Genomic DNA, 14,962 nt, shown 5'->3' on the forward strand with positions numbered 1-14,962 from the left:
GGCAACGGTTTACCCAAACGTTTGGGCCAAACGTTTGGTAGCATCTGACCTGCGACTACGGAATGTCAAGAACATCGCGTTAAAATCAGGTAAGCCGTCAAGCCGTGATCGCCGAAAGCCGAGGGACATGGGTGCCAAGAGGGCGCGTCCGGTGACGCTGCAGATGATCGCGGATCAGCTCGGGCTCCACGTCTCCACGGTGTCCCGGGTGCTGCACGCCAAGCCCGGCGAGGGGCTGCGCGCGGCGTCGAGCCCGACCGTCGAGCGGGTGCGCAGGCTCGCCGACGAGCTCGGCTACCAGCGCAACCCCCACGCGATGAGCCTGCGCACCCAGCGGAGCAACCTGATCGGCGTGCTGGTGCCCCGGCTGTCCGACGTGGTCCTGGCGACGATCTACGAGGGCGTCGAGGAGGCCGCCGCCGAGCACGGCCTGTCCACGTTCGTGGCCAACACCCGCGACATCCCCGAGGAGCAGCGCGCCCGCACCGAGATGGTCCTCGCCCGCCGGGTCGACGGCATCATCTTCGGCGACGCCCACTCCGACTCGGGCTTCCTCGACGAGGTGGCCGCGCGGGGCGTGCCGTTCGTGCTGGTCAACCGGCAGGCGGCGGGGCATGTGTCGGTGGTGTGCGACGACTACCTCGGCGGGCGGATGGTCGCCGAGCACCTGCTGGGGCTCGGGCACGAGGACGTCGCGGTGGTGGCCGGCGAGCCGTACGCGAGCACCGGCATCAACCGCACCGGCGGGTTCGCCGACCGCTTCCGGGAGGCCGGGCTGCCGATCCCCGAGCACCGGATCGTCCACTCGCGCTTCGACGCGCGCGGCGGCCGCGAGGGCACCGAGCGCGTGCTCAAGGCGGGCCCGCTGCCGTCGGCGCTGTTCGTGGTCAACGACTTCGGCGCCATCGGCGCGCTCGGCGCGCTGCGCGACCACGGGTTGCGCGTGGGCGTCGACCTCGCGGTCGTGGGCTTCAACGACACGCCGCTGGTCGCCGAGCTGCCGGTGCCGCTCACGACGGTCCGCTCCCCCATGCACGAGATGGGGCGGCGAGGGCTGCGCAAGCTCGTACGCGTCCTGGAGGGCAGGCGCGCCGAGACCGAGCTGCTGCGCCCGGAGCTCGTGGTGCGGGCCTCCAGCGACCCGGAGCAGTACGCCGCCCTCATGAAGATCACTCCCGCCGAGGCGGTCCGGCACCGCTGATCCCACGCCTGACCCCACGCCTGGGCCCCGCCGCCGGCGTTTCGGCCGGTGGCGGGGCCCAGGGAGTCAGGTGCGGGGTCAGACCGGGCAGTTCGCCATCTTCTTGGTGATGACGACCTTGGCCGGGTTGGAGTTGCCGATCTTCTTCTTCCCGCTGGTCCGCGGGTTGACCGAGAAGCACTTCCAGAAGTAGTCGTGGTTCGACTTGACGAACTTCAGCTCGATCCACCGCTTCTGGTTGCAGTGGTTGTTGAAGTACACGGTCGTGGAGACGTTCCCGTCGCCCCAGGAGATGTTGATCTTCTTTCCCCGCGGCGAGGTGCATGAGGCGGACTTCCGGTGAGCGCTCGACGCCTGGACCCCGGACGCGGATGACGCGGCGTACGAGGAAGTGGCGGAGGACTGGGTGGAGGCGGTCGCGGCGGACGGGATGGTCAGCATCGCGAAGGCGGCCCCGAGTCCGGCCACCGCGGGGACGAGTTTCGAGTACTTCATGATCCTCTTCCTGTCTCGGCGAACGCCCCGGACCGGCTTCGCCTGCCGCCCCCGACGGGCGGCGACCTCGGCGCCGGGGCTCGCCCACCACGCTGACCGGCGGCGCCGGCGGACGGCAAGGGATCTTCGTCCGGGGTCCGTCCAGCGAACTTTGGACGGACCCCGGACAATTCAACCGCCCAGGTCAGAGGCCCTGCGGCCGCTCCCCGTCCGGCGAGAAGCAGGGAGGATCAGTTGCCCTTCGGGTGGGTGCTCCAGTACTCGTCGGCGGCGGCCTGGATGTCGGACAGGACCTTCTGGTAGGTGTCCGGCTTGACGACGAAGGCGCTGAAACCGTCCAGCGCGGCGGTCAGCACCGGAGGCGGCGTGGCCTCGAAATAGCGGTTGACCAGACGGTGCTCCCCGCCGCTCGCGGCCTTGCCGACCTCCGCGATGGCCTGGTCGGCGATGGCGACCTTGGGGTTGGCCGAGACGTCTCCCCTGGCGGTGGCCCATTTCTCCTGGGCCTCGGAGCCCACCCACCACTTGAGGTACTTCATGCTGGCCTCGGGGTCGGGCGCCTTGGCCAGCGAGCAGAGCGGGCCGCTCTCGAAGATCATCGAGGTCTTGGGGAGGGCGGGGTTCACGTTCGGGATCACGAAGAAGCCGTAGTCGGTGCCCGCCTTCATGGCGCGCTGGGTCATGCTCGTGTTGAACCAGGTGCCGAACGACACCATCGCCGCCTTGCCGGTCTTCAGCACGTCGCCCGGGTCGGTCTTGTCACCGGGGTTGGTGAAGTACCCGGCGTCGATCATCGCCTTCCACCGCTCCATGACCTGGACCACGCCGGGGTCGGTGTACTTGGCCTGGCCGGTGGACAGGCGGTCGTACAGGTCGGGGTCGGTGCCGGCGAGGAGCTGCTCGAACCAGACGAAGGAGAACAGCACGCTGGTGTGGTAGAACGCCTTGACGTCGTTCTGCTTGAGCGTGTCGGCGATCTTGACGAGGTCGTCCCAGGTCTTCGGGGGCTGCAGCCCGTGCTGGTCGAAGATCTTCTTGTTGTAGAACATCCCCCAGTACGCCGCGTTGAGCGGCACGCAGTACTGCTTGCCGCCGACGGTGTAGTACTCGGCCAGGTCCGCCGACAGGTCGCCGTTCTTGATCGCCTCCTGCCAGAGCGCGGTGGTCTCCGCCACCTGCTTCTGCGCGACGATCTCCGCCAGCCGCCCGCCCGTCGTCCAGGTGAACAGGTCTGGTTTGACGTCGGTGCGGAACGACGCCTTGATGAACGCCTGGTAGGTGGGCTCGTCGGTGTAGCCGACCGGCTTCATCGACAGGCCGATCCGCTGCTTGGACAGGGCGCCCATCTCGTCGAAGTATTTGCTCCAGGCCCCCTTGTCGTTGTAGAGCTTCAGCTCGGTCTTGGCCTGCTGCCGCGCGGTGTCGCCGCCCGAGCCGCAGGCGGCGAGGACGAGGGAGACGGCGGCGGCGACAAGCAGTGGACGCGACCGGTTCATGCCCGGCCTCCTGTTCGCTCACAAATACTCACGGTGGGGGTGAAACGGGACCCGTGGCGAGTCATCTAATCACTTGATATCTTGGCTGTCCATAGCCGCGGGGACCACCGCCCGCCGCGCCGCCTCCCGATAGTCGCGCGGCGCCATCCCGTACCTGCGCTGGAAGAGCCGGCCGAAGTACGACTGGCCGGAGAACCCGCAGCGCTGGGCGATCGCCCCGATCCCCTCCATCGTGGTGGCCAGCAGCAGGGCGGCGTGCTCCAGCCGCCGCGCTGCCACGAACGCGACCGGCGTGCAGCCGTAGTGCCGGCCCATGGAGCGGGCCAGGTGGCCGGAGCTGACGGCGGCCAGCGCGAGCAGCCGGGGCAGCCCTTCGCGCAGGTTCTCCTCGCGGCTCATCGCCACACAGGCCGACACCAGCCAGCCCGGCCGCCCGTCCACCACCGTGCCGTCGGCCCGCTCCAGCGCCGGGACCACCGCCGTCCAGAGCCTGACCAGGTCGAGGACGCGCGGGGCGCCGGTATAGGCGGCCAGCACCCGGGCGAACTCGGCGGCGACCGGCCCGTCCAGGTCCGTACGGGCGATCGGCGGCAGCTCGCGCCGGTCCCAGTCCGCCGTGCCCGCCAGCCCGGCGAGGTCGGCGAAGGCGCGCCAGCGTTCGCTGGGGAAGGCGATGTTGACGAAGCGCATGCCGGCCGCCGTGGCGGCGAACTCGTGCCGGTCGGGCGGCCGCACCAGGAGCAGGTCGCCCGCGCGCAGCGGCATCTCGGCCTGGCCGACCCGCTGCGTGCCGGCCCCCGCCGTGACGAGGACGAGCTCGTGGAAGTCGGCGTGGGTGTGCGGTTCGGGCCGGTCGCGCCGGCCGCCGGTCACGGGCACGAGGGCGGCGTGGTACGGCAGCCCGGCGGCGAACTCGACCCAGCGCAGAATGGTCGACATGTCAGGAAATTAATAGTTATGGAGCGCCGATTACTAGTAACTCCGGCCACGGAGACCGAAGAATCCGGATCGACGCCTCCACCCACGGCCCCATGAGGAGCACATGGTGATCACGGAAGTCGACCGGACTCTCCAGGACTACGACCGCGACGGCTACACGATCTTCCGCAACGTCCTCGACCGCGACCTGATCGCCGAGGCGAGCGACCACGTCGCCTGGCTCCAGGCCAAGCACCCCGACCGGCTCGGCGAGGACCTGGGCACCGAACTGGTCGCCGGCGACCCCTTCTGGGTGCGCCTGGTCAGCGACGCACGGCTGCTGGACATCGCCGAGCTCTTCGTCGGCCCCGACATCGCGCTGTTCGCCTCGCACTACATCAGCAAGCCCCCGTTCGCCGGCAAACCGGTCCTGTGGCATCAGGACGGGGCGTACTGGCCGCTGGAGCCGATGCGGGTGGTCACGCTCTGGCTGGCCGTGGACGAGGCCACGACGGAGAACGGCTGCCTGCGGGTGATCCCCGGCTCCCACCGGGACGATCTGCACGCGCTGCGGCAGCGCGACGACGTGGACAACGTGCTGGGCTCGGAGAGCGCCGTGACCGTGGACGAGTCGAAGGCCGTGGACCTGGTGCTGTCGCCCGGCGACGTGGAGGTGCACCATCCGAACATCCTGCACGCCTCCAACGCCAACACCTCCCCCAGGCGCCGCTGCGGCCTGACGATCCGCTACATCCCGACCTCGACCCGGATCACCAGCGAGCAGCAGCCGTTCGTCTCCGCCCTGCTGCTGCGCGGCGACCCGGGCGTGAACGTCTACCAGCCGTTCCCCACGTACGCGCCGGGCGAGCACATGCCGTTCGCCGGAGCCTGAGGACCGCGCCACCCGAGAGCCCGCCGGAGTTCGAGCTCCGGACAGGAGCTTGATCGCCATACTGGGGCGCATGCGACTGATCCGCCCCACCGTGACGACCCTCGCCGGCCTCGCGATTCTGGCCGTGGTCGGGTGGCCGGGCGAGGCCGTCAGGCCGGGCGCGGGCGTTCCCGTCGAGCCCTGGCGGCCGCCCGGCCGTGGCACCGCGGCCATCGACGTCCTGGGTCCGGCGCCCCACCTCAGCGAGCTCTTCGGCGACGTGGCGGTGACCAGGCAAGGGCCGGGGTAGCCGCCGTACGGCTCGCGGACGGGGCCGACGCCTGGGTGTACCAGCGGCCGTGGAACGACCTGGTGGGCTGGGTCCGAGTGGACGACCGGCACCTCTCGGTCGTGTGGCGCGACGGGCGGGTCACGCTCATCGACGTGCCGACGGGGCGCATCGTCTGGAAGACCGGGCTCCCCGACGGGCCGGCCGCCGAGGCCGGCCGGGCCATGGACGGGGAGTGGCATGCGATGTGGGAGCTGTCCGTCGCCGGCTCCGGCATCATGGTGGTCCCGCACGACGGCCGTGTCGACGCACTGGACACCCGCACCGGCGCGACCGTCTGGTCCAGGTTCCAGAAGACGTCGTGCGGGCCCATCGACGGGGTCCGGGGCGTGGGCGAGGTCGTGGTGGTCAACCATCAATGCGGCAAGCCGCAGAGCTTCGCGCTCGGGGCCGGGGACCGGTCGCCGCGGTGGCGGGTGCCCATCGACCCTCTGGCGTACATCGCCCGCGACATCGGGCGCGGGCTGCTGGTGAACCTCGACGAATGGGGCGGCCCCGTCGTCCGCGGAACCGCGGACGGGAAGGTCATCTGGCGCGACCCGGCGGCCGGGCTTCGCGACGGCGTGGGCGTGGACTCCTTCGGCGTGACGGCCGAGCTGCTGCTGGTGGACACCCCGGCGGGGATCGTCGCCTACCGCGTCGCCGACGGAAGCATCGCCTGGCGTCGCCCGCTGGACCGGCCGGCCGGGACGTCGGACGCCGTGCTGACGGACGGCCGGGTCGCCTACGTCAGGGGGGACGAGCGGACGGTGGTCAAGCTCGACGCGCGCACCGGCGAGGTCATCGACCGGCGCCGATTCGAGGAGGAGGTCGGCCTGCGGGTGATGCGCGGCGATCTGGCCGTGGTGACCGTGGGGATCGGCGACGACCGGGTGGTCGGCTGAGGCGCTAGGGCCGCCCGGTCGAGCGGGCGCGCAGGTGGGCCCGCTCGCCCTGGTGGCCGAACAGGACGAGCAGCTCGACCGGCTCGGCGCCGTCGGCGCCCAGCCAGTGCGGGACGTGGGTGTCGAACTCCGCGACCTCGCCGGGCCTCAGGACGAGGTCCTGGTCGCCGAGGAGCAGGCGCAGCCGTCCGTTGAGGACGTAGAGCCACTCGTACCCTTCGTGCACCTTGAGGTCGGGGACGTCGCCCTCCCGGGCAGGGATGATCATCTTGTACGCCTGCATCCCCCCGGCCCGGCGCGTCAGCGGCATGAACGTCATCCCCTGGTGGCGTACCGGACGGAGGTGCACGCGCGGATCCCCGGTCGGCGGCGCGCCCACCAGCTCGTCGAGCGGGACGTCGTACACCCGGGCCAGCGGGAGCAGCAGCTCCAGGTTCGGGCGCCGCCCGCCGCTCTCCAGCCGCGACAGCGTGCTCTCGGAGATCCCGGTCTCCTCCGCCACGTCGGCCAGCGTGATGCCGCGCCGGCGGCGGAGTACGCGCAGGCGGGGCCCCACGGCGGCGAGTACGGCGGTCAGCTCGTCCATGCCGCTCACCTTGCCGAAACGGCATGAAAATGTGCAAGTCAGACGAGAGTCCATCAACCCCATTTGATGTATTCTCACGTCATGGCGTCGCCCCAGACCGCACCCGCCTTCGTCCGGCTGGCCGCCCACCCCCTGCGGTGGCGGCTGCTGACCGAGCTGGCCGCGAGCGACTACCGGGTCCGCGAGCTGGTGGAGCTGGTGGGCCAGCCGCAGAACCTCGTCTCCTACCATCTGCGGCTGCTGCGCGGCGGCGGCCTGGTCACCGCGCGGCGCAGCACGTACGACGCCCGCGACAGCTACTACCACCTCGACCTCGAACGCTGCGCCCAAGGGCTGACCGCCACCGGCACGTCCCTGCACCCCGCCCTGCGCCTCCAGCCGGTCCCGCCGGCCGCACCGGCGCCAGGGCGCCGGCCCGCGGTCCTGTTCACGTGCACCGGCAACAGCGCCCGCTCACCGATCGCCGAGGCCCTGCTCCGCCACCGCGCCGGCGGCCACGTCGAGGTGACCAGCGCGGGCAGCCACCCCAAGCAGGGGCCGCACCCCGACGCCGTACGGGTCCTGCGCGAGCGCTACGGCGTCGACCTGGCGGGCCGGCCGCGGCACCTGGACACCGTGGCCGGACACCGGTTCGACCACGTGATCAGCCTGTGCGACAAGGTCCGCGAGGTGTGCCCCGACTTCCCCGGCCGTCCGCGCCGGGCCCACTGGAGCATCCCCGATCCGGCCACGGACGCCTACCCGGCCTTCGCCCGCATGGCGGAGGAGATCGACACCCGCATCCACCACCTGCTGCCGCTCCTCACACCTCAGGAGGTCCGATCATGACCGCGTCCGACCAGCTCGCCGGTGTCCGCTACCTCGTCGACGACGTGAGCGCCGCCGTCGACTTCTACACCTCCCATCTCGGCTTCACCCTGCGGCTCGACGCCGCGCCCGCCTTCGCCGACGTCGTACGCGGGCCGCTGCGCCTCCTGCTGTCCGGCCCGGCCAGCTCCGGCGCCCGCGCGACCCCGCGGGGCACCGCCGCCGGCCGCAACCGCGTCCACCTCCTCGTCGGCGACCTCGACGCCGAGATCGCCCGGCTCCGCGACGCCGGCCTGTCCTTCCGCAGCGACGTGGTCGCCGGCCCCGGCGGACGCCAGATCCTGCTCACCGACCCCGCCGGCAACCTCGTCGAACTCTTCGAACCCGCCACCGCCTGACCCCGCGCTCCGGGGCGGGCCCCGGCGACATGGCCGAACGGCCGATCCGGGCCTACTGCCCAGGTCGGAGATCGCCGTCCGGCAATCAGGGTTTCCGTAGGTGATCCCTCCGATGTCCGACAGCCGTGTCAAGCCCGATCTTGATGTCGCGGGGCCCGAGAGCCGGGCCCCGCGAATCGGAGGGGCACGATGAAGGCAAGAGGCACCCGTACGGCGGTCGTGGCGGCTTTGACCCTGTCGATCCTGGCCGCGTCGGCCGCGGCCGACGCGGCTCCGGGCGGAGAGCCCGATTTTCAGGCGCTGCTGGACAGGGTCGTCGCCGGCGGCGCGGTGGCCGCGATCGCCGAGGTGCGCGATGGGGACAAGGTCTGGCGCGGCGCCAGCGGCAGGGCGAGGCTGGGCGCCGCCCGGCCGGCCCCGGTGGACGGGCGGTTCCGGATCGGGAGCGTGACCAAGTCGTTCACCGCGACCGTGGTGCTGCAACTCGTGGGCGAGGGGAGGCTGAGCCTGTCGGACAGCGTGGAGCGGTGGCTTCCCGGGCTCGTGGACCGGGGAGCCGGCATCACGGTCAGGCACCTGCTCCAGCACACCAGCGGCCTTCCCGAGTACACGACCGGCATGATGGACAGGTGGGGCGTCCCCCGGCAGCGCTACCGCACCTGGTCGGCCCGCGAACTGGTGGCCAGGGCGGAGGCCCTCCCCCGCAGGCTCGCGCCCGGGGCCGGGTTCGACTACTCCAACACGAACTACATCGTGCTCGGCCTGCTGATCGAGCGGGTCACCGGCGGCTCGTACGCGGCGGAGATCGGCAAGCGGATCCTGCGGCCGCTCGGCCTGCGGCACACCCACCTGCCCGGCGCCTCACCCGCCGTGCCCGGCCCGCACGCCCACGCGTATGTGCCGGTGACCAGGAAGGGCAAGGTCGTCCCCGTCGACCTCACCCGGTTCGACCCGACGATGGCGGGCGCGGCCGGGGAGATCATCTCCACCACCGCGGACCTCAATCGCTTCTACCGGGCGCTTTTCCAGGGCGGGCTGCTGCGCCCGGCGCAACTGAAGGAGATGAAGGACCTGGGCAGGACCGAGGAGTACGGGCTGGGGCTGGAGGCGGGACCCCTGCCGTGCGGCACCGCCTGGGGTCACGGCGGCGGCCCGTTCTACAAGACGGTGGCGTTCAGCTCGGCCGACGGTTCGCGACAGGTCGCGCTGTCGATGACGCCGCTCTCCGGCGACCCCGAGCAGGCCGCCCTGGCCCTGCTGACCGCCGCGCTGTGCCGTTAGCGGTGAAGGACGTCGAAAGGGTGGGGGCCGCCGTCGGCGGGCGGTGAGCCGAAGAGCCGGGCGGCCATCCGGAGCGAGTCGTCGATGGTGTCGAAGCCGCGCGGGAGCATGACCCGTTCGTAGGCGGCCACGGCGTCGGCGATCGACTGTTCGCCGCGCGCGGCGGCGAGCAGTTCGCCGGCCAGTGTCGCGGCGTCCTGCAGTGCGGTGTTGGCGCCGACGCCGCCGGTCGGCGGCATGGTGTGGACGGCGTCGCCGAGCAGCGTGACCGGGCCGGACCGCCACGACTCGACGCGCACACCGGCCCGGATCGTGATCGGGAAGAAGCCGTCCCGGTCGGCGCGGGCGAAGAGCTCCCGGACGCCGGGGTCCCACCCGGCGGTCAGGTCGGTGGTGAGCTTCCACAGGTCCTCCGGCGGCAGCCGGAACAGTTCCTCGTCCGGGCGGCCGAGACGTTCCGGGGTGGCCAGGAGGGTGATCATCAGGTAGTCCGGCACGTCCTGCGGGCGGGAGCGGAACCGCACGGGTGCGAACCCGGCGCCGCAGCCGGTGTCGTCGGAGAGCCAGGAGAAGCCGCGGCGGAGGACCTCCGGCACGAGGGCTTCGGTGCTCTCGGTGAGCGCCATCCGGCCGTAGACGCACCGGAGGCCGAGGTCTCGCACCGTGGCGTGCGGGAGCAGCCCGCGGCGTACGGCCGAGCCGACGCCGTCGGCGCCGACCAGCACGTCGCCCTCGTCGTGGCCGCCGTCGGCGAAGGCCACCCGCACCCGGCCGGCGTCGGTGATCCGGTAGCCGGTCACCGTCCGGCCGAAGTGGACGGTGCCGGGCAGGCCGGCGAGCAGGCCCTGCCGGAAGGTGTTCCGGTCCACGTTCGTGATCTCGTCGTCGTTGATCCCCGGGAACCTCTGCGCCATGACCGGCCGCAGGTGGTGGGTGTAGGCGGCCCACCACGCTGCCGCACGTCATCGAGGGCGTCTGCGGCACCGACCCCACCGCCCCCGACTTCGTCGCCCGCTTCGCCGACCAGGTCGCCCTCCTGGCCCGGCTCATCGGGCTCGAACCCGGCTCAGGGCAATAGCGCGCCGGCGCGCTTGACCGTGCGGATCACCGGCGCGGTCTCCACCTCGCGCACTCCGTCCAGCGGCGCCACCCGCTCGGTCAGGTAGCGGTAGAGGTCCCGGGTGTCGCGGCAGGTCACGCCGACCATGAGGTTGGCCGGCCCGGTGGTGGCGGCGACCACGTCGGCCTCGGCGTGCGCGGCCAGCGCCTCGCCGGTCGCGGCCAGGGCGCGCGGCTCCACCTTCATCCACAGCCAGGCCTCGGCCCGGTAGCCCAGCGCCGGCATGGGGATCTCGACGTCGAACCGCAGCGCGCCGCCGTCGCGCAACTGGTCCAGCCGCCGCCGTACGGTGGTCTGCGACCATCCGCAGGCCGCCGCCAGCTCGGCGTACCCGGCCCGGCCGTCGTGGGCCAGCACCCGCAGCATCGCGTGGTCCTCCGGGCTCACGGAGATCTCCCCCTCCCGCGCCCGAGCCGGGCTCAGCCGTGCGGCCTGCTCGTCGGAGAGCGCCGCCACCCGGCTGCGCCATCCGGCGAACAGGTGCAGCGTCGCGTGCGCGGACATGGAGACGACGCGCGGGGTCCGGGGCAGTCTCCGCAGCAGCGGCGCCTCTCCGTCCTCGTCGGCCTGGACGCCACAGGCGATCTCGGTGCCCCCGGACAGCAGGCGCACCCACGCGGTGTCGTCGCGGCGGGCCAGCGCCTCGGCCATCGGGACGGCCGCGTCCGGCACGCACACCAGGCGCACGGCCCACGAGGTGCGCCCCGACCGCAGGCCGTCGAGCAGGCCGACCACCCGCACCAGGCCGTCGGCGCGCAGCCTGCGGTAGCGGCGGGCGACCGTGTGCTCAGAGGTGCCGAGGACCTCGGCGATCGCACGGAAGGAGGCCCTGCCGTCGAGCTGGAGCGCGTGCGCCAGAGCGCGATCCGCCTCCCCCAGCACGCTGGTTTTCGCCATATCTCATGCTCTCATGCGATTTATCGCCGTTAAGTGCTCTCCGAGGGGCGGTTACCGCCGCCCAGGGGCGAGGGTCGGCGCATGAGCACATATCTGGTCTTCGGAGCCACCGGAAACGTCGGCAGGAGGGTGGTCGAGCGGCTGACCTGGGCCGGCGCCGCCGTACGGGCCACCAGCCGCACGCCGGAATCCGCCGGGCTCCCCGCCGGGGTCGAGGTCATCGCCTCCGGCCTGACCGCGCCCGGCGCCCTGGACGGCGTCGAGGCGGCGTTCCTCATGTGGCCCTTCCACTCGGCCGAACCGGCGCGGCCCCTCATCGACGCGCTCGCCCGCGCCACCCGTCGCGTCGTGTTCATGACCGGCGGCGGCGCCCTTCCCGGCGTGGCCCCGCAGGACCAGCCGAACCCGGTCGCCCGCTGGCACGCCACGGTGGAGCGCCTGATCGAGCGGTCGGGCCTGGAGTGGACGGTGCTGAGCCCCAGCACGTTCATGGCCAACACGTTGTGGTGGAGCGGGCAGATCAGGGCGGGCGACACCGTACGCGGGGCCTACGGGTCGCTGGTCATGACGCCGATCCACGAGGACGACATCGCGGCCGTGGCCGTCCGCGCGCTGACCGGGCCCGGACACGCCGGGCGCCGCTACACGCTCACCGGCCCCGACCGGCTCACCCAGGCCGAGCAGGTACGGGTGATCGGCGAGGCGATCGGGCGCCCTCTGCGCTGGCGGGAGCTGACCCGGGAGGAGGAGCGCGAGCGCCTGTCGGCCGACCCGGCCTTCCCGGACGACTTCGCCGACGACCTGCTCGACGGCTACGCCACCATGGCCGCCGCCCCGCCGCCCGCCCTCACCTCCTCGGTACGCGACCTCACCGGCGCCCCCGCCACGCCACTGTCGGTCTGGGCCGCCGAGCACGCCGCCGGCTTCGGCGGCCCGGTTCGCGCCGAGGGCGACGGCGCCGGGCGGGTCAGGAGGCGGCGGACAGCAGGGTGAGCGCGGCCTGGCGGGCGTGCTCGCCCGCCCCGGCGCCGTCGTGGTGCGCGGCGACGACGGTCGCGCCCTCGACCAGCATGAGGAGCTGCCGGGCGAGCAGGTGGGGATCGGCGGCTCCGGCGCGCTCGGCGATGCCGGTCAGCAGGTCGAGGTAGCGGCGGAGGTGACGCGCGGTGATGGCGCGGACGGTCTCGACGTGGTGCTGGGCGGCCGCGTTGAGCATCGCGCAGCCGCGGAAGACCGGGTCGTCGTACCACCGCTGGAGGGCGTCGAACACGGCGGTGAGCTGGTCGCGCGGGTCGTCGCCGGCGGCTTCGGCCGCCGCGGCCAGCCACTGCGTGACCCGGTCGCTGCGCTGCCGGAGCATGGCCTCGACGAGGCCCTCCTTGGTGCCGAAGTGCCGGTAGAGCGTCTCCTTGGAGACGCCGAGGCGGGTGCAGAGCTCGGCGACGCCGATGCCGTCGAGCCCGCGCTCGTAGAGCACCGCGGTGGCGGCCTCGAGGATGGTGGCGCGGGTGCGGGCCGGGTCGATCGTCGAGCCTTTGGCGACTGGCATGGATAGATGGTACCGCTCGGTTCGATCGACTGCTAACGTCTCAGATCGTACCGATCGGTTCGACCTTGGGAGCCTCGCCATGCCAGATCCGTTCGCCGCCGACCCGCCGCGCGACCCGGACTTCCCGGCCACCACGCCCGCGCTGACCTTCGACAGCGGGGGCGTGCCCCTGCACGGCGTCCTGCACGTGCCGGCGGGACGCGGGCCGCACCCGGTCGTCGTGCTGCTGCACGGATTTCCCGGCAACGAGCGCAACTTCGACCTGGCGCAGGTGCTGCGGCGCGCGGGTTACGCGTCGCTGGTGTTCCACTATCGCGGCTCGTGGGGCGTCGGCGGTTCGTGGTCATGGGGCCATGTGCTGGAGGACACGGCCGCGGTCGTGGCCGGGCTGCGCGACGAGGGGCTCGCGGCCGCCCATCGGCTCGATCCGCGGCGGCCGGTGCTGATCGGCCACAGTCTGGGCGGCTTCGCCGCGCTGATGACCGCGGCGGCCGAACCGTCCGTCGCGGCGGTCGCCTCGGTGGCCGGGTTCGACTTCGGCACGGTGGCCGCGCTCTGCCGGGCCGATCCGGGGGTCCGGGCGGGTTACGTCGAGGCGTTCGCCGGCGAGCTGGGCCCCCTTCGCGGCACCAGCGGGGAGGCACTGGTTGGCGAGATGGAGGCGGCCGGCGACTCGTGGCGGCTGGCCGGGTTCGCGCCGCTGCTGGCGGACCGCCCGGTGCTGCTGATCGGCACCGGTCTCGATGCCGTCACCCCGTACGACGTGCACCACGAACCGGTCGTCGCGGCGTACCGGGCGCAGCCCGTCGAGCACCTCGAACACCACCTCTTCCCGACCGACCACGCCTTGTCGGACCACCGCGTGACCCTGGCGCGCACGATCGTGGACTTCTTGGCACGGTGCCCATGAGACACGCCCAACGGCAGGCCCAGTGGCGGGCGCTGCGGCTGGCTCTGGGCACCGCTTCGGCGCTCGGGCTGGCGCGTTTCGCCTACGGGCTGCTGCTACCGGCCATGCGTGACGACCTGCGCTGGACCCTGGCCGAAGCCGGGACGATGAGCGCCGCCAACGGGCTCGGCTATCTTCTCGGCGCGCTGGCGACCCCCGTCGTGAGGCGGCGGCTGGGCACCGCCGCCACCTTCCGCTGGGGAATGGTCCTCACCGCGGTGGCGCTCGCCGCCACCCCGCTCAGCGGCGACTACGCGGCGCTGCTCAGCCTGCGGGCCGCCGCCGGGGCGGCCGGGGCCCTGGTGTTCGTCACGGGCGGGGTGATCGCGGCGCGCCTGGCCACCGACGTCTCCTCCGGCATGCCCATCGCCGTCTACTTCGCCGGGACCGGGCTGGGCATCGTGTTCAGCGGCGCGACCATCCCGGCCCTGGGGGATCGCTGGCAGCTCGCCTGGGGCGGCCTGGCCGTCGCCGCGGGGCTGGCGGCCCTGGCCAGTTGGAGCGCCGCGCGTACCGGCGCGGACCACGACGCCCCGGCCGCCGGCACGGGCCGGCCACCGATGCCGGTGCGCTCGCTGTGGCGGCCGGCGCTGGCCTACCTGCTGTTCGCCGCCGGTTACATCACCTACATCACCTTCCTGTCCGCCTACCTCGCGGACCGGGACGCGCCGGTCGCGCAGGTGACGTTCACCTGGACGGTGCTGGGGCTGGCCGTCATGGCGGCGCCGTTCCTGTGGAGCCGTCCCATCACCCACTGGCCCGGCGGCAGAGCCCTCGCCGCGCTGCTCGCCGTCCTGGCCGTCGGAGCGGCGCTCGCCCTCACCTCGCCGGCCCCGCCGATCATCCTGGCCTCCGCCATCGTGTACGGGGCGACGTTCATGGGCGTCCCCGCCGCGGTCACCGCGCTCATCAAGACCGCCACCCCACCCGCCGGCTGGACCTCGGCGCTGGCGGCCTTCACCACCTTGTTCGCCGCCGGGCAGACCGCCGGCCCGTGGCTGGCCGGGCTCCTCGCCGACCGCACCTCGACGACCGCGACCCTGGCCTGGACCGCGATCCTGTGCGCCGCGGCGGCGCTGATCGCCACCACCGCAAGCCGTTCCCCGAGCCGGGCGCCCGCCGAGGCTCCCGACCACACCCCACGATGAAGGAGCGAACGAC

Annotated in this window: 17 protein-coding genes; 10 read left to right on the forward strand and 7 right to left on the reverse strand. The window is 72.8% G+C overall.

All coding sequences use genetic code 11. The annotated features are described in order from the left end of the window. The first annotated feature begins 151 nt into the window (after window positions 1–151). Window positions 152–1,201 (forward strand): substrate-binding domain-containing protein, encoded by a 1,050-nt coding sequence (locus tag AB0I15_RS59805; protein ID WP_358118165.1) that lies wholly within the window; start codon window positions 152–154, stop codon window positions 1,199–1,201. A 78-nt stretch (window positions 1,202–1,279) separates the two neighbouring features. Here the strand turns inward: AB0I15_RS59805 and AB0I15_RS59810 are convergent, their stop codons facing one another. The 3 genes from AB0I15_RS59810 to AB0I15_RS59820 all read right to left on the reverse strand — a co-directional run bounded on the left by AB0I15_RS59810 (window position 1,280) and on the right by AB0I15_RS59820 (window position 4,131). Further along, the gene (locus AB0I15_RS59810) at window positions 1,280–1,696 is read right to left on the reverse strand and encodes a hypothetical protein (RefSeq protein WP_358118167.1); all 417 of its coding nucleotides are present in this window, start codon (window positions 1,694–1,696) and stop codon (window positions 1,280–1,282) included. Window positions 1,697–1,926: 230 nt separating this feature from the next. After that, window positions 1,927–3,192 (reverse strand): ABC transporter substrate-binding protein, encoded by a 1,266-nt coding sequence (locus AB0I15_RS59815; protein ID WP_358118169.1) that lies wholly within the window; start codon window positions 3,190–3,192, stop codon window positions 1,927–1,929. Window positions 3,193–3,261: 69 nt separating this feature from the next. Next, entirely contained in the window at window positions 3,262–4,131 is an 870-nt protein-coding gene (locus AB0I15_RS59820; RefSeq protein ID WP_358118171.1) for an AraC family transcriptional regulator, read from the reverse strand. A 103-nt stretch (window positions 4,132–4,234) separates the two neighbouring features. Between AB0I15_RS59820 and AB0I15_RS59825 the strand changes: the two genes are divergently transcribed. The 3 genes from AB0I15_RS59825 to AB0I15_RS59835 all read left to right on the forward strand — a co-directional run bounded on the left by AB0I15_RS59825 (window position 4,235) and on the right by AB0I15_RS59835 (window position 6,214). Further along, window positions 4,235–5,002: a phytanoyl-CoA dioxygenase family protein gene (locus AB0I15_RS59825; RefSeq protein WP_358118173.1), complete on the forward strand. Its 768-nt coding sequence runs from the start codon at window positions 4,235–4,237 to the stop codon at window positions 5,000–5,002. Window positions 5,003–5,072: 70 nt separating this feature from the next. Then, window positions 5,073–5,291, forward strand: a complete 219-nt coding sequence (locus tag AB0I15_RS59830) for a hypothetical protein (RefSeq protein ID WP_358118175.1) — start codon at window positions 5,073–5,075, stop codon at window positions 5,289–5,291. Window positions 5,292–5,326: 35 nt separating this feature from the next. Next, the gene (locus tag AB0I15_RS59835) at window positions 5,327–6,214 is read left to right on the forward strand and encodes a PQQ-binding-like beta-propeller repeat protein (RefSeq protein WP_358118177.1); all 888 of its coding nucleotides are present in this window, start codon (window positions 5,327–5,329) and stop codon (window positions 6,212–6,214) included. Window positions 6,215–6,218: 4 nt separating this feature from the next. Here AB0I15_RS59835 and AB0I15_RS59840 read toward each other — a convergent pair whose 3' ends face one another. Further along, window positions 6,219–6,800: an XRE family transcriptional regulator gene (locus tag AB0I15_RS59840; RefSeq protein ID WP_358118179.1), complete on the reverse strand. Its 582-nt coding sequence runs from the start codon at window positions 6,798–6,800 to the stop codon at window positions 6,219–6,221. Between the two features lie 81 nt (window positions 6,801–6,881). Between AB0I15_RS59840 and AB0I15_RS59845 the strand changes: the two genes are divergently transcribed. From AB0I15_RS59845 to AB0I15_RS59855, 3 genes are all read left to right on the forward strand, one after another. Then, window positions 6,882–7,628 (forward strand): ArsR family transcriptional regulator, encoded by a 747-nt coding sequence (locus AB0I15_RS59845; protein ID WP_358118181.1) that lies wholly within the window; start codon window positions 6,882–6,884, stop codon window positions 7,626–7,628. Continuing rightward, the gene (locus AB0I15_RS59850) at window positions 7,625–8,005 is read left to right on the forward strand and encodes a VOC family protein (RefSeq protein WP_358118182.1); all 381 of its coding nucleotides are present in this window, start codon (window positions 7,625–7,627) and stop codon (window positions 8,003–8,005) included. The genes AB0I15_RS59845 and AB0I15_RS59850 overlap by 4 nt, the downstream gene beginning before the upstream one ends. A gap of 189 nt (window positions 8,006–8,194) precedes the next feature. Continuing rightward, window positions 8,195–9,286 (forward strand): serine hydrolase domain-containing protein, encoded by a 1,092-nt coding sequence (locus AB0I15_RS59855; protein WP_358118184.1) that lies wholly within the window; start codon window positions 8,195–8,197, stop codon window positions 9,284–9,286. On the opposite strand, the gene AB0I15_RS59860 is transcribed toward AB0I15_RS59855, so the two are convergent. Beyond that, window positions 9,283–10,200, reverse strand: coding sequence for an FAD-dependent monooxygenase (locus AB0I15_RS59860; RefSeq protein ID WP_358118185.1), 918 nt, complete (start codon window positions 10,198–10,200; stop codon window positions 9,283–9,285). The two genes, AB0I15_RS59855 and AB0I15_RS59860, sit on opposite strands and share 4 nt — an antisense overlap. Before the next feature lie 152 nt (window positions 10,201–10,352). Then, complete coding sequence (locus AB0I15_RS59865; RefSeq protein ID WP_358118187.1) at window positions 10,353–11,303, reverse strand: AsnC family transcriptional regulator; 951 nt, start codon at window positions 11,301–11,303, stop codon at window positions 10,353–10,355. An 81-nt stretch (window positions 11,304–11,384) separates the two neighbouring features. Between AB0I15_RS59865 and AB0I15_RS59870 the strand changes: the two genes are divergently transcribed. Next, on the forward strand, window positions 11,385–12,296 hold the full coding sequence (locus AB0I15_RS59870; protein WP_358118188.1) for an NAD(P)H-binding protein: 912 nt from the start codon (window positions 11,385–11,387) through the stop codon (window positions 12,294–12,296). Here the strand turns inward: AB0I15_RS59870 and AB0I15_RS59875 are convergent. Then, entirely contained in the window at window positions 12,271–12,852 is a 582-nt protein-coding gene (locus AB0I15_RS59875) for a TetR/AcrR family transcriptional regulator (protein WP_358118190.1), read from the reverse strand. The genes AB0I15_RS59870 and AB0I15_RS59875 overlap by 26 nt on opposite strands. A gap of 79 nt (window positions 12,853–12,931) precedes the next feature. Between AB0I15_RS59875 and AB0I15_RS59880 the strand changes: the two genes are divergently transcribed. Further along, window positions 12,932–13,762: an alpha/beta fold hydrolase gene (locus tag AB0I15_RS59880; RefSeq protein WP_358118191.1), complete on the forward strand. Its 831-nt coding sequence runs from the start codon at window positions 12,932–12,934 to the stop codon at window positions 13,760–13,762. Beyond that, window positions 13,759–14,949: a YbfB/YjiJ family MFS transporter gene (locus AB0I15_RS59885; protein WP_358118193.1), complete on the forward strand. Its 1,191-nt coding sequence runs from the start codon at window positions 13,759–13,761 to the stop codon at window positions 14,947–14,949. Before AB0I15_RS59880 ends, AB0I15_RS59885 begins: the two co-directional genes overlap by 4 nt. Window positions 14,950–14,962: the final 13 nt, after the last annotated feature.

The organism is Nonomuraea sp. NPDC050643 (assembly GCF_040654715.1).
GTDB lineage: Bacteria > Actinomycetota > Actinomycetes > Streptosporangiales > Streptosporangiaceae > Nonomuraea.

What these genes read in the sequence shown, in the direction of transcription:
- AB0I15_RS59810 (WP_358118167.1), bottom strand. Translation starts at nt 1,696, where the DNA reads ATGAAGTACTCGAAACTCGTCCCCGCGGTGGCCGGACTCGGGGCCGCC.
- AB0I15_RS59815 (WP_358118169.1), bottom strand. Translation starts at nt 3,192, where the DNA reads ATGAACCGGTCGCGTCCACTGCTTGTCGCCGCCGCCGTCTCCCTCGTC.
- AB0I15_RS59820 (WP_358118171.1), bottom strand. Translation starts at nt 4,131, where the DNA reads ATGTCGACCATTCTGCGCTGGGTCGAGTTCGCCGCCGGGCTGCCGTAC.
- AB0I15_RS59825 (WP_358118173.1), top strand. Translation starts at nt 4,235, where the DNA reads ATGGTGATCACGGAAGTCGACCGGACTCTCCAGGACTACGACCGCGAC.
- AB0I15_RS59830 (WP_358118175.1), top strand. Translation starts at nt 5,073, where the DNA reads ATGCGACTGATCCGCCCCACCGTGACGACCCTCGCCGGCCTCGCGATT.
- AB0I15_RS59840 (WP_358118179.1), bottom strand. Translation starts at nt 6,800, where the DNA reads ATGGACGAGCTGACCGCCGTACTCGCCGCCGTGGGGCCCCGCCTGCGC.
- AB0I15_RS59845 (WP_358118181.1), top strand. Translation starts at nt 6,882, where the DNA reads ATGGCGTCGCCCCAGACCGCACCCGCCTTCGTCCGGCTGGCCGCCCAC.
- AB0I15_RS59850 (WP_358118182.1), top strand. Translation starts at nt 7,625, where the DNA reads ATGACCGCGTCCGACCAGCTCGCCGGTGTCCGCTACCTCGTCGACGAC.
- AB0I15_RS59855 (WP_358118184.1), top strand. Translation starts at nt 8,195, where the DNA reads ATGAAGGCAAGAGGCACCCGTACGGCGGTCGTGGCGGCTTTGACCCTG.
- AB0I15_RS59860 (WP_358118185.1), bottom strand. Translation starts at nt 10,200, where the DNA reads ATGGCGCAGAGGTTCCCGGGGATCAACGACGACGAGATCACGAACGTG.
- AB0I15_RS59865 (WP_358118187.1), bottom strand. Translation starts at nt 11,303, where the DNA reads ATGGCGAAAACCAGCGTGCTGGGGGAGGCGGATCGCGCTCTGGCGCAC.
- AB0I15_RS59870 (WP_358118188.1), top strand. Translation starts at nt 11,385, where the DNA reads ATGAGCACATATCTGGTCTTCGGAGCCACCGGAAACGTCGGCAGGAGG.
- AB0I15_RS59875 (WP_358118190.1), bottom strand. Translation starts at nt 12,852, where the DNA reads ATGCCAGTCGCCAAAGGCTCGACGATCGACCCGGCCCGCACCCGCGCC.
- AB0I15_RS59880 (WP_358118191.1), top strand. Translation starts at nt 12,932, where the DNA reads ATGCCAGATCCGTTCGCCGCCGACCCGCCGCGCGACCCGGACTTCCCG.
- AB0I15_RS59885 (WP_358118193.1), top strand. Translation starts at nt 13,759, where the DNA reads ATGAGACACGCCCAACGGCAGGCCCAGTGGCGGGCGCTGCGGCTGGCT.